The sequence below is a fragment of the Pseudomonas sp. NBRC 111127 genome, assembly GCF_001320345.1.
In the GTDB taxonomy this organism is placed as follows: Bacteria; Pseudomonadota; Gammaproteobacteria; order Pseudomonadales; family Pseudomonadaceae; genus Aquipseudomonas; species Aquipseudomonas juntendi.
This window is the reverse complement of record NZ_BCBD01000054.1, coordinates 1-12,978: the sequence shown is the minus strand read 5'-3', so window position 1 is coordinate 12,978 and position 12,978 is coordinate 1. Positions and strand designations below refer to the sequence as shown.

9 protein-coding genes are annotated in these 12,978 nt (G+C 55.1%); 5 read left to right on the top strand and 4 right to left on the bottom strand.

The features are described from left to right. The first annotated feature begins 153 nt into the window (after window positions 1-153). Window positions 154-840, top strand: a complete 687-nt coding sequence (locus tag APH30_RS12425; protein WP_054912704.1) for an ImmA/IrrE family metallo-endopeptidase — start codon at window positions 154-156, stop codon at window positions 838-840. A gap of 227 nt (window positions 841-1,067) precedes the next feature. Then, the gene (locus APH30_RS12420; RefSeq protein WP_054912703.1) at window positions 1,068-1,256 is read left to right on the top strand and encodes an AbrB/MazE/SpoVT family DNA-binding domain-containing protein; all 189 of its coding nucleotides are present in this window, start codon (window positions 1,068-1,070) and stop codon (window positions 1,254-1,256) included. A gap of 317 nt (window positions 1,257-1,573) precedes the next feature. On the opposite strand, the gene APH30_RS12415 is transcribed toward APH30_RS12420, so the two are convergent. Together APH30_RS12415 and APH30_RS12410 are read right to left on the bottom strand one after the other, a co-directional pair. Further along, window positions 1,574-3,172 carry an LA2681 family HEPN domain-containing protein gene (locus APH30_RS12415; protein ID WP_054912702.1) on the bottom strand — a complete coding sequence of 533 codons (1,599 nt, stop codon included), beginning with the start codon at window positions 3,170-3,172 and terminating at the stop codon, window positions 1,574-1,576. Window positions 3,173-3,261: 89 nt separating this feature from the next. Next, a complete protein-coding gene (locus tag APH30_RS12410; RefSeq protein WP_371262836.1) occupies window positions 3,262-3,594 on the bottom strand; it encodes a hypothetical protein in 333 nt (110 codons plus the stop codon). A 243-nt stretch (window positions 3,595-3,837) separates the two neighbouring features. Here APH30_RS12410 and APH30_RS12405 point away from each other — a divergent pair, with 243 nt between their 5' ends. From APH30_RS12405 to APH30_RS12395, 3 genes are all read left to right on the top strand, one after another. Then, a complete protein-coding gene (locus APH30_RS12405; RefSeq protein ID WP_256222017.1) occupies window positions 3,838-5,955 on the top strand; it encodes an ATP-dependent endonuclease in 2,118 nt (705 codons plus the stop codon). After that, entirely contained in the window at window positions 5,952-7,955 is a 2,004-nt protein-coding gene (locus tag APH30_RS12400) for a UvrD-helicase domain-containing protein (protein WP_054912701.1), read from the top strand. The genes APH30_RS12405 and APH30_RS12400 overlap by 4 nt, the downstream gene beginning before the upstream one ends. A gap of 75 nt (window positions 7,956-8,030) precedes the next feature. Continuing rightward, window positions 8,031-8,837, top strand: coding sequence for a hypothetical protein (locus APH30_RS12395; RefSeq protein WP_054912700.1), 807 nt, complete (start codon window positions 8,031-8,033; stop codon window positions 8,835-8,837). Between the two features lie 514 nt (window positions 8,838-9,351). Here the strand turns inward: APH30_RS12395 and APH30_RS12390 are convergent. Together APH30_RS12390 and APH30_RS12385 are read right to left on the bottom strand one after the other, a co-directional pair. Then, window positions 9,352-9,771, bottom strand: coding sequence for a hypothetical protein (locus tag APH30_RS12390; protein ID WP_054912699.1), 420 nt, complete (start codon window positions 9,769-9,771; stop codon window positions 9,352-9,354). Window positions 9,772-10,212: 441 nt separating this feature from the next. After that, window positions 10,213-11,520, bottom strand: a complete 1,308-nt coding sequence (locus APH30_RS12385; RefSeq protein ID WP_082416158.1) for a site-specific integrase — start codon at window positions 11,518-11,520, stop codon at window positions 10,213-10,215. Window positions 11,521-12,978: the final 1,458 nt, after the last annotated feature.

Sequence of the window (12,978 nt, the reverse complement as noted above, 5' to 3'; positions counted from 1 at the left end):
ATCCTGTTTCAGATCTCTAAGCCCATTGGAGTTTGGGCACCCATTACAGCCGTACCGTTCATCGGCAAAGCCTATATGTTGGGTTAAGCACATATTTAAAGCACTACATATTGGGCTAGATTGTGCCTAAGAGCCTATATCTGGTGTTATGCCATGAACGAAGCCCATATCGAGAAAGCAGCGACCGACCTGCTCATGCAGATTTACCGTGATCGCCGGTACCTGTGGCCGGATCAAGATACTCCACCGATGATGATGCGCAGCCCCCGGATCGCTGCCATGGTTTGTGGCTACGACTATCATGAGCATCCCACCCTGGGAGATACCCAGTTCAACCGGCATAACACCGGCACTCGCATCGCGGGCTTGATTGATCGTCAATCGAACAAGATCGCAGTCGCTACCGAATTTGGTGACAAAGTCCAATTGTTCACTGGTGCCCATGAAATCGGTCACCTCGTGCTGCATGAGGACACCGTCATGCATCGCGACCGCGCGTTTGATGGCAGCCCGCTGCAAACACCACGTGCACCAGCAGAGCGGCAAGCAGATCGCTTTGCGGCCTGCTTCCTCATGCCTCAGAAGCTGTTGAGGGAACGGTTCGAGTTCATGTTCTGCTGCAGGGGGCAATTGCGCTTCAGCGACGTGATCGCGTATCACCTCGATCCCATCAATCCTGATCGGCTGCTTTACGCGTCGAAAGATTCCGGTGAGCGCGAGCTGGCGCTGGCACGGTGCACCCGGTTCAACAACCAGAACCTGGTGTCATTGGCCCAGCAATTCGGTGTCTCGGATTCGGCCATGGCCATCCGGATTAAGGAGTTGGAGTTGGTGCGCTAGCCTTAGAGCGGGCAGGGCTTTGGCACGGTTCGTGTCGATGGTTAGCGAAGCGCTTGGGGGTATCCATTGATCATCAAGCAGACACCTCCCAAAACTCACCTGTCAGCTCCAGCGCCGCCAGCCGGAGGCCCCAACATTAAGCGATCGCCGTGGGTCGATTGCTGTCCGGAAGGGCCATGTGGGCGTAGGATGGAGGCTTCCCATCAACCCCAAAAGAGCCGCCCCTTATGAATGAATCCATGCGGACAACCGTAAAATGCCACGACCCAGGAGATGGTTCTGGGGATGTCATCATTGACCTTCCCGACAATATCCTCGAACGCATGGATCTTCACATCGGTGATTCCCTGATCATTGAATTGATAGGTGGGAGCATAGTGCTCAAGCCAATTCGTGATGCAGACGTCCAGCCCTGAGGCAGCTATCGACCCAGGCTGTGTGAAAACCCCCGCCACTTTTCGATGATCGCGCTTCTACGTGAAATCTGAATGGTCTTGGCTATTCAGCAGGCCCAGATTTCGCGTAGGAATGCGATTTTTAGGTTGTTTTTCGAACAGCGACATAGGTCGGGAGGTTTTCACACAGCCTGGACCCTTTGCAGTCGTTAGATAACTCTACAAAACAAGGGGCGATTCAGACCTAATCGATGAGGCTAGCCTCCGGCCGGCGAACTCAAAATTTCGCTCTGTCGGCTGGTTCAGCCAAATTTGATGACGGAGCAATCGCCGCCAGCTCAGGTTTTGAGGTCGTCCGGGTAGTCCTCGACTGGCAACTCCCCAACCGGGCCCTCATGCGTGTGCTGCGATTCCTCAAAATGCATTGCCAGGCACAGATAGATAAGCGCCGCCCTGGACAGCCTTAGCATCAACAGGCTCTTCGCGTAGAGGTCATCCCTATCGAGCACAAAGGCCAAGTGATCACTCCAGACCCCAGAATGCTCGCCAATCCAATGGCAAGAATCCACGATTTTGGCGTACTTGTGCTCAAGGTGGTTTCTCAATTCATCAAGCGCCTGAGCATCAGGTCGAGCCACATCTTTTAGCTCCTTGGAGTAGATGTCCTGGGATACCCAATATAGTGCGCGAAGCGGAAGATTCCGCGTGGATACGAACTCATCACGCACAACCCGCGGCTGGAGTAGACGGCCATTTTTGTCCGATTTGAACCATACAGTCCGGAAGCCTACTGACTTCTCGGGTATGCCCAGCTTCCAGTAGGCGTTGATAAAGTAGGCAAGCTTGTCCAGCAACGAATAGGCGCTGCGGTAGGCAGTCTTGATCTGTTCCAGACCCATGCCATAGAGCGCGTAATCGCAATTGAAAGCGAGTGACATGCCCCTGTCTGCCACATGACCGGGTTTGGCGTGATCCCCCAAATAAAGACAATGACGGGCGAACCCGTACTCCTGCTTCAGCTGGTTGTAAAAGCCGAGGTAAGTGATTCCAGCCTTGGCATCATGACCAGGTAATCTCAGGACGTCTTGAGCGGCGGCGGGGAACGCTCCCAGGTCGTTCATGGGATTAAGAAATAATTCTTCCTCAAGGCACCATCGCCGGTAACGCCGTTCCTCCTTCGAGGAGCCAAGCCTATGCTCTAACAACTCCGCGTCACCCTCGTCGTCGACGCACTCGGCAAGCCTGTCGTGATGCCATTTGAAAAACTCTATCGCGTCAGAATATGTCGCACCATCACGGCCCACGCCACCCTCGATGGCTGATGCTAGGTTGCGTCGGGCATGCACAAGGAGCCAATAGGTGTGACTGCGGTCGTAAAGCGCACTGCCGTATTGAGCCAAGCCAATGCCAAGGTTGCCCAGCGCCATACCCAGGATCGGATTGTCTTTCAAAGCGTTGCGCCATTCCCCGAGCGCCTCGATCCAGCGTCCACACGCCCTGAGCGCATTGCCTAGATTGCAGTGGATTCTGGAGCGAAGCATTGGTGCCAGCTCTTTAAAGCCTGAGTGCTGTACAGAGGCACGCAGGAAATAAAGCTGTTTGAGCAGAGCAGGGTGCTCAAGGGTATCGTCCGCCCAATCCTGCACCTCCAGCTTCCTCAGCTCGGCCCATGCATTGGAACATGAGTAGTAAACGAGACATCCGTTCTCTGGCTCGACGTGCGAAACCACTAAGTCTGCTAGCTGCGTCGCATGCCGCAAAATGCCCTCATCGGCGCCATCACCTGCCGCATCGATCAATGAGTCATAGAGGCGTCGAAGCCGAGGAGCATCACCTGGGCTGCCGAGCTGTTCATTCAATGCCTTCAGAAGGTGAGAGCGGTCCTCGGCGTAGGGTTCATAACCCTGCTGAGAAAAACGGCTGGCGAAATCGTCCATGGGCAATCACCGCGATGAGGAGCTGGTTATCTTAGCTGCCTTAGCCGACCGCCTACTAAGCCAACCCTCTGTCACTCTCTCATCGCCGGCTACGAAGCACTCAACAGCTTTTCAAGCTGCGCATGCTCCCAAGTGCTCAATAACTCTACCGGGTCAGTGCTGTACGACTGCGACGAATTGAAAATGTATCTGCGGCCATCAGGGCTGTAGCAGCTGTCGCAGTAATCGAGGGCGTCGCAATCGTTGTAGAACGTGAGCACCCAGCCGTCGGCCTCGACAGTCATCAAGCCACAGTAGATCTCAGCCCACGACTGCTGGCCAATGCGGCGCATCGTGCGAACCCCTAGGGCAATGTCTCGCAGGATTTGATAGGCCTCGCGGGCTGTTAGTGATTTTGCTGCCAAACGAAAACACCTGTGCATATTGGGGCTTTCGGCCTGTTCGCGCCCGGCCTGGGCCGACAGCATGGTAAATGAAACTTGGCGTCTTGGGCGGGCTACGCGGCCATCAATTTGGGCTGAACTGATACCCGCGACGGCTACACGCCCACACGGGTTTGCCGAATGACCAAGCCCCCCCGGTAGGAACCGGCCGAATCGTCTAGCCCCAGTGGATTTTTCATGGCATATAGCTAGCACATCCAGGGAGGGATGGTGTCGGCCAGGTTGACGCTCAGCAACCCTCTCCCTGCCACTGAACCAGGTGAGGGCAGCGCTGTGTATCTTTCGGCTTTGAAAATCGAAAACTTCCGCCAGTTCGGCCAAGGCGGTCATGCGTTGAACATCCAGTTCAACGAAGGGGTGACTGCCCTCGTAGGTGAAAACGATGCGGGTAAAACCGCAGTCATCGATGCGATTCGCTACGTTCTGCAGACCCGTGATGCTGAGTATCTCAGGCTACAGATCGAGGACTTTCACATCGCCAACGATGGCACCCAGGCGGAAGCCATCACCCTCAGGTGTACGCTGGAGGGACTGAGCCCCGCGGAACTCGGCGCTTTCGCAGAGTACGTGACCTACAAGGGTGGCGTTGGGAGGCTATACGTTCACTGGTCGGCTCGCCGAATCGTTGCCTCTGCCTCCACCCGTAAATGGGTCGACATCTCGGTTCGCTCGGGTGAAAACGGAGAAGGCCCATCTTTGGACGTGGGTGTACGGCAACTACTGGCCACCGCGTACCTGAAACCGCTGCGCGATGCCGAACGAGAGATGTCGCCGGGCAGAAATTCCCGCCTGTCTCAAGTACTGAGTAGTTTCCCGAATATTGATGCTGGCAGTGCCTTCGATCCTGCGGCGCTTCCAGCTGACCTCGCTGACGCGGAAGCCCTCAGCATTGCAGGCATGGGTGACTATCTTCGCCACCTGGTGAACAGCCACGGCGCCATTGTCTCCGCGCAGAAGGAAATCAACGACACCTACCTGCGTCCACTCTCCCTTGCTGGCCAGCCACTGACAAGTCGCATTGGTTTCGGGGAGGCGGGAACGGATCCCGCCAAACTCAAACAGATCCTGGAGCGTTTGGAGCTGGGGCTGTTGGATCACGCCACAGGTGAAGCCCGCGGCGTTTATGGGCTGGGCTCAAACAACGTGCTGTTCATGGCCTGTGAGCTACTGCTGCTCGGTAAAGAGCCCGACGGACTTCCGTTACTTCTCATCGAAGAGCCAGAAGCGCACCTACATCCTCAGCGCCAGCTCCAGTTGATGGAGTTTCTTGAGGCTGCGGCTCAGCCAGCTACAGGCTTGAGGCCGGTTCAAGTCATATTGACCACGCATAGCCCCAACCTGAGCTCGAAAATTCCGTTGCAGAACCTAGTTCTGATGCAGCGGCAGCAGGCATTCTCCCTTGCAGAGGAGCAAACCTGCCTTGCTGCCGACGACTATCGTTTCCTCAGCCGCTTCCTAGACGTGACCAAAGCGGGGCTTTTCTTCGCCAAGGGGTTGCTGGTCGTAGAAGGCGATGCCGAAGCCATTCTGCTGCCTTCACTTGCTCGGCGACTTGGCAAAGATCTCACCAAGCATGGCGTATCGATCATCAACGTGGGCGGTGTTGGTTTGCGGCGGTACTCGAAAATCCTGCAGCGAAAAGACACCTCCAAGGGCGAGATATCCGTGCCTACCGCCTGCATTACTGACATGGACGTGATGCCGGATTGTGCACCCGAGATTTTGGGCCTGAAGGGAGTCAAAGGGGCTGTATGGCCGGACAAAGCCGATCGACGCTGGCGCGCGAAGAAAGACTTCGGTGCCACTGCGCCGGACGTTGAAAAAGGACTCAAAGATCACCGAGAGAAGCGAGCAGAAAGTGACGGGCAATGCGTGCGCACATTCGTTGCGGATCACTGGACGCTCGAGTACGACCTGGCGTTCAAGGGGCTTTCGAAGGAAATCCACCACGCCGCATATTTGGCTATCAATGAGGAAAAGATCGACGAAAACAAGGAGACCAAGGTCACGCTGCTGAAGAAGGCGCAGACAGCTTTCGACAAGATCCAGACCACCCATGCCACCGAAGATGCAAGGTGTTCCGCGATCTACAAACTGTTCAAAAGGGCCTCTAAAGCGATCGCAGCCCAGCACCTGATCGATCTGATCGACCAGCGGTTTGAAAACAAAACCTTGGACGCCTCGACTCTGCGGGGGCTGCTGCCCACTTATGTTGTCCACGCGATCGAGTACGCAACCGGAGGTGCCGCACTGACCACAACCTCCAGCCCGGCTCACGCCCTCGTGGTGCCGGCAGCACCGGCAGGCTCAGCTGATCCGCTGGAAGAGGTCGCCGAATGACACTTAGCCAATTGGTTGCCCCCATCACTGATGCCGATGTGGATTGGGTCATCAAGCTCATGGGGCTGGAAACGCTGGACGAGCCTCGTCGTGATTTCTTGAAATCCATGGATACCATAGATGTAGCGGCTTGCCCAGGGAGCGGCAAAACGACCCTGGTCGTGGCGAAATTGGCCATCCTGGCTCGCCATTGGAAGAGCCGCATGCAGGGTATCTGCGTGCTATCACACACCAACGCGGCCAGGGAAGAGATCGAGAAACGCCTCGGCGGTACGGAAGTAGGTCAACGGCTGCTGCGCTTCCCTCACTATATCGACACCATCCATGGTTTCACCGGACGATTCTTGGCTTCGCCCTGGTTGCGATCAAAAGGGATTGCGCTGCAGGCCATTGACGATGACCTCACGCATAAGGCACGCCGGAGAAAGCTGACGGATAGCGAGCATTTCGGCGCAAAGACGGCCTTTGAGATGAAGCACAAAAGCCTCCACAGCTTGCGAGTCCGGTCTGCCGATTTCGATCGTCCGCTCGGGGATGAAGACATCGGTTTTGCGCCCCACACCGCCACCTACAAAAGTGTGGTGAAATCGCTGAGCGGCGCTGCTAAGGCGGGTTATTTCTGCTTCGATGAAGTGTTCGTGCTGGGCCACGCCTTACTCGACCAAGAGCCGGCTGTGGGCGGCGCATTGCGTCTGCGCTTCCCGTGCGTATTGATCGATGAGATGCAGGACACGCAACCTGACCAGGCGGGCATACTGCAACGGGTTTTTCCCCACGATGACCCAGATGTTCGGGTCATTCGCGTCGGCGACCCAAACCAGGAAATCTTCGAGAAGAAGACACCACTGTCAGATCCGTTCCCTGACCCAAAGCGTCAGTTGGAGATCGCGAGCAGCTTCCGCTTTGATCAGGCCATTGCATCGATTGCCAACCCGTTTGCCTATGTTCCGATCACGGATGGTTTGAAAGGGCTGCGGGCTGAAGGGGAACCCTGCACCATCCCGAACACGATCATCGTCTTTCCGGACAAGGATGCAACCGGAGTGCTGGACGAATTCGGCAAGCTGGTGCTGAGACATCTACCGGAAGATATCCGCGAGAAGGGTGTGTTCGCCGTCGGGGCCGTGCATCGCCTTGAGAACTTCAAGCCCAACCAGTACCCAAAAGCCTTGGAGCATTATTGGCCATCCTATCGGTCTGACACGACCAAGACGTCGTTCAAGCCTCGCACGTTTGCCGAGGGCGCACACATCGCGCGCCGCTATGTGATGAAGGAGCCCACGGCCATTTCAGCCGTTGAGCTACTGGCCTCGTGCCTGATCAACCTCGGTGAGCTGGCTTTCCCTCGTAGCCTGGTTCAGATGCGAGGTCGGCACCAAGCCGCTGTACTTGAGAAATTCACGACCAAACCCGAAGCCTTAGCTCGGTACCGCGAGTGTCTCCAGCAGATGCTGTTTGTGCCGTCCGAAATCACGCAGCAGGACTGGGTCAAGGTCATCGCACCGACACTCATGGTGCTGGCTGCCGCGCTCTATGATTCTGAGGGTGTGGCAGCTGACATCCCGGGCCGTCAATACCTTGCCTATGAGCCTGCTCCGGTTGCCACCGAAGCCGGAGAAACAGGGGGATCCCTGGTAAACACCTACCGGTTCGAGGATGTCTCCGCCGGCGTCGATATCCGGATGTCATCCATTCACTCGGAAAAGGGCAAGACACACGCAGCGACGATAATCTTGGAGACCTTCAGGGGCAGTCACTTCATCCAGAAACTCATGCCATGTCTTGAGGGCAAAAAAGCAGCTACCAAGCGGCCTCAGGAAACAGCGAAGAAAGACATGATGCTGATGTACGTCGGGATGACCCGTCCGTCGCACATGCTGTGCTTGGCCATACGCCAGAGTTCACTGGGGGAGGGCGCTACTGGTGTAAAACGCAGGGCTGCGCTTGAGAAAGCTGGCTGGTCGATTCTGGAGCTTGCAGCGTCAGCACCTGCCCCTTAGTCACCGACCTCCAGTATGCGAACAGTAAAACCCGATGCTTTGCCATGAACGACCAAGAGCAAGGACGCCGCAACAATGAAACCTGAGATGTCAGAATTCTCCTACGGCTTCGCCTTCACCAACGAGCTGATCACAGCGCCCGGTGCTCATGTAGTGGCTGCCCCCGAGTTTCCTTCACTGCAGAAGGAGGGAAAGCCGGGTGGTGGCTACGACGTCAAGATTCCTTTCGGATCGCCACTGTTCCTGCAGTTCAAGCTGAGCCATCGCTTGGAGCGCACAAACTGCAAGGAATACACGCTGATGGGGGGCGCCTACTACCGTTGGCACCTGCATGCGTTACGGCATTCCGCGCAGCATGATTTGCTACTTGAGCTCGAAAGCCTGGGCAACGAAGTCTACTATGTGGCCCCTGCGTTCCATCTAAGCGCCGAGCTCAACACGCATTACCTGTCGAAGCAGATCGTCGACAACTCGTTCGGGTTCCGCCCCAATGATATCGGTGTGCTGCCTGACGATGATGAGCACTACGTTGTGTTCAATAGCCGCCCTGTGGCCTACCGATGTTCGGATGACCCATCGCAAGTCAAAACCCACATGATGAGTGATCTTCTAGGTACCTCCCGGGATCAACGAGCCATCCGGGATCTGGATGAGGGTGGGATTCGCCAAATTGGCCAGTTGATCGTCGACGCGCTTCGTAAAAGCAGAAGCCGGCGCCTCATCGGGCACAAGTCGGTCAATCCAGATGAGGTCGCGCGGGCAATCGATAGCCAGCCTACGCTTCGCACGCTTGCATTTATTTCGCGCACAGTCCTGGACTCCGAACTGCTCATCGTCAGAAATGAGCCAACGGCGAAGCGCACCCGTCGCAAGCGAGGGTAGGTGGGTAATGTGTCGTCTGGGCTCTGTACGCCAGCTGGGGTCTTGAAGGGCTCCTCGAGACCAAGCGATGTTGAGTTCCGGGGGCCTCGTACACATTCTGTTGGTCAACCCACGGCCTAAGGTCAAGATCCAAAATCTAAGGTTTACCTTAGTTTTTGCGGTTTCTGTCACGATTGGCTAGAGAATCTAAGCTATAGCTTAGTTTTCCCGCCGACTGCACCAAGGCGATGTGCCACAGCGGATGCGATGCCGGTCTGAAAATCAAGTATCCTGCTCCCAACCGGTTCGTTGCTTGGAGGGGGCGCCTTGAGGCCAGATATTCCCAGAGCTCTGACTGAAAAAGAGTTCATGGACATGATGCAGGAGTTCAAATTGGCAGGCCAATGGATGCGAGAGCAGTTGGCGCTGAGTCGTCCAGTTCAGAACACTGCCGACCCGAAGCATGCCAGTACTAGGCCCTCGGAACGGCAGGAGGCTGCAGACTAGCGCAACGCAACCGTCGCCAATGGTCGATTCAAGCCCCGGCGATCCAACGCTCCATCTTCTTTTCAAACTCAACCGCGCAAAATTCCAGATTCGGCCAATAGTTCTGGTACACCTCATAGTCGAGCGCGGCTGCGATCCCGCGGTTCTCGGTGTTCAAAACGCTCCATGCTATATACATCCGGCACTGCCAGTCGGTCTCATTCACTAACCGATGCGATGTGTTCCGTGACCAACCGTCCTTCATAAGCGTTGTCACGAAGAACTCAGCAGCTGCATGCGCGCAGCCGGGGTCGTGGGCAATCATCCTGTCTAGGATCGAATAGGAAATGCCAATTGCCTGGAAAATCGATTCCACTTGGCTGTCCAGCTTCTTGCTAGATTGCGGAGCGTTTGAGGCATGAGTCTGCTGCGGGATGAAGGCGAAAACGGTGGCGATCGGGGATGTCATAGGTACTGCCTTTATTGTTGTTGTTTTATTTCATGATGCCCATGGAGAAAGCGTCGCCGCAACACGTCGCATGATGTCTGTCCGGGGCACTCCTGAAGGCAAGCGGAGCGCGCAAGCACGAGGATGGAAGCCCGGAGGGCCAAGACCCAGACGCAGTCGGGGCTTGGTTCACGACAGCCATGCCGCAGGCAGTGCCCAGCCCACAGGAGTTCCTGCGACTGGTTTCACCGCGATAGTGATCTCGAATTGGCCCTTTTGCCCACGATGCTATCGCGGGCCAGGGCTTGGCGGACATCAAGGGTAGGTATCAGCGCTCAGGCCGTTTTCCGCCGCCCCGGCTACCGGTACGCTGAAGCTCACGCAGGGAGACGCCCGGGCACTACTGTTGACGCTGTGATTAGCAGTATCAAGATGGTGACGCAAGAGCAGGGCAGCGCAGCATCAGCCTCTATCTCGCGTTCCTAAGTGCTTGACCGACCGCGCTCGCTCTTGATCATGTGAGTGGTAGTAAGTGTTCTGGGTAGTCGCCAGGTTGGAATGCCTCAGGTCGTACTGGAGATCCTTCGCGTTTCTGAACGGCGCATCAAAGGTCGCCGAGGTATGACGTAGCCAGTGCGATGATGCTACGCGCAGGCTGTCCATTTCATAAGGCTCACGTCCTTCTTCACGCATTCTGACGAGCGCTTGATCAAAAACGGTTTGGAGGAGGGCGCGCACCTGTCGATCCGAGAGGCCTGGGCGACCGCTCAGCGTTTTCAGGAGTGGAGTTTTCTCCTGATAAGTAGGCAATGGACTCAGTCCAATGAAAGTACGGTACCTTGTGAGATACTTCGTTACATACTCATCACGCACTGCGATTTTTCCGGACTTGTTGCCCTTACCCACAACATGGAACCACCAGTTCCCATCAGCATCTAGACGAAAGTCCCCCATGGTGGGCTGCCAGTTTGTACGCCCTACGATGTCCGATATGCGCAAATACATGCTAAACATCGTAACGAGCACGAATAGGGTGCGCTGATGTTTCCTTGGGTCAGCAGCGGCCATGGATTCTGCAGTATCAATCACATAATCCCATTGCAAAGGGGTTAACGCCCGAGAAGTGCTGGATTCTAGCTGAGATGAACTGTACTGCCCCTTTTTAGTAACCTTGCGAAACGGATTCGAACTGGCGATTTCTTCTTCCACTAGATACTCATAAAAGCCGTTTGCAATCTTAAATACATTGCTCATGCTACCGGTTGATGAGTGATAGTCGGTCGACGAATTATCCACAAAACTTTCACTTAGGCTGCGATTTTGTTTCGGGGCGCGCAGTGTGAAAGGCTTCCATTTTGGGTTGGCCGCTAACTCCAGGTCCGGTGGCTGATCAGCACTACTTAAAGCATCTTCTGAAATGAACCGATTACGAATGACTGGCCCAACCCAAGTGGCTGGCGGGTGCTTGCAAAACTCAAGATACGCTTCGGCATCAAGCCGTTTCAACTCGTGCACAGGCTTCTGGCGGACGATCAGCGCCCAGAGAAATAGCCGCTCAACGTGGCCTCGATACGTGCTGTATGTAAGCGCGTTGTCGGCATAACACCTCAGATAGCCCCTGATGGCCAGAAACCCTGGAATGGCCTTGAGTTCGGGAGCAAAGCCTTCCAAAAATCGCGCTACGCTGGCGATCGATGGCCGGCCTACAGTGAAATCTTGATCAACGAAATCACTGTGAGATTCAAATATGGGCCGGGGATTGCAGGTCATCTTACATACCGTATAAGGGCGGTCGACGTCAGCAATTGAAACTTCCTAATCTGGCTGTTTTAGGAAGTTTTTACCTCCTGCACCGCCCGCTTCAATTACTCACTTCAATCGACTGACCATAGTTAATGGGAATTGCCGGATAGTAGCGCCAAGTTTGGCCGACCGCAACCTCGGCAAATTTTTCGCCCATCCACTCCATCCGTCAGTGACTATCATGCTTGCTTGACATATGACAAGAAACGCATTAAGCGATATTCGAAGTTGTGGATCTGCCTCGCTGCGTCATATATGACCAATTCGCATCTGGCAGCGTCAGGCATTGGTAATTCCTTGTCGCTCAGATAAATTTCGGTTTATAAGAATATTGTTATTTTCGCTTCAGTCGCCACCTTGAGGGGCGGGGCCTAAGGAGCTATGCGAATTCCCTTTATATTGTTTGTAGGATGAGGAAGCCTCTTTAAGGCTCTGTAGTCACTGGCGTGAAGTGGCAATATACGTACAAATACGCCTCATAACCACAATGTCCATTTCGCTCCCGAAAGTGTCCGCATTACAAGCTTATTCAAACGAAAGTGTCCGCATTATTGTCGGGCAGGTTGATTTCGGAAAGTGTCCGCATTCACCGCAAATAACACCAAAGGCAGCAGAATCGGGGATCCCGCCTGGTGGTTGCTCAGGGCGGGCTTTGGAAAGTGTCCGCATTTTCGTCGCGTTCGCAGGAAAACGGCTCGGAGCGTCGTTCGTGGATGAGCTGTGCGACAGCTTGGCTACTAGGAGGTTTCCAGGGAGCTAAATTCCAGGATCGACATCGAGGGACTCCTGTGAGGCCCGGAGCGCGTGGCTTGGAGCGTTTGCTTGCTTGGTGGTGCTGGGCTTTAGGGGCCACAGGGTGCGTGTATTTCAGATGAGAACTGTGGCTCGTTGAGCGTTGAAAATACGGAAAGTGTCCTGATTATGGGGTTCGCCGTGTGCGCAGGAAGGTGTCCGCATTAGGTGCAAAAAACCTGGAGGCTTTGGATTTACTCGCTTACAGGGGTGGTTCTGGAAATCCCGCAGATTACTCGAGTGTCCTGATAGCGCAGAAAACCGGAGCAACGGTTCAAACGGGCGTTTTTTGACGAGACCCAATGAATTCAGAGGTTTGCGGAAGGCGCTCAGAGGTAGAAGTGTCCGCATTTCTGAGGTTTGCTGGCGTTTGGAAGCAACCCCGAGAGGCTGGAGGCCTTATGGGCTGGGGGTTGAGGGGGTTTAAGGGGTAGGAGTGTCCGTGATTCGCAACGGTTACACTCTCATTTCTAATGATTACCGACGCAGTTCAGTGAAGTTTCAGGTTCTACAATAACCAATTTAACATAATATGCATTATGCGCACCTTCGTATGGAGCTACCGGGGCCGAGGGTGGACAGATTTGAAGCCAGGCTCACGATGCTCAGGCTCCTTTCCCGCTTTGGGCTGGA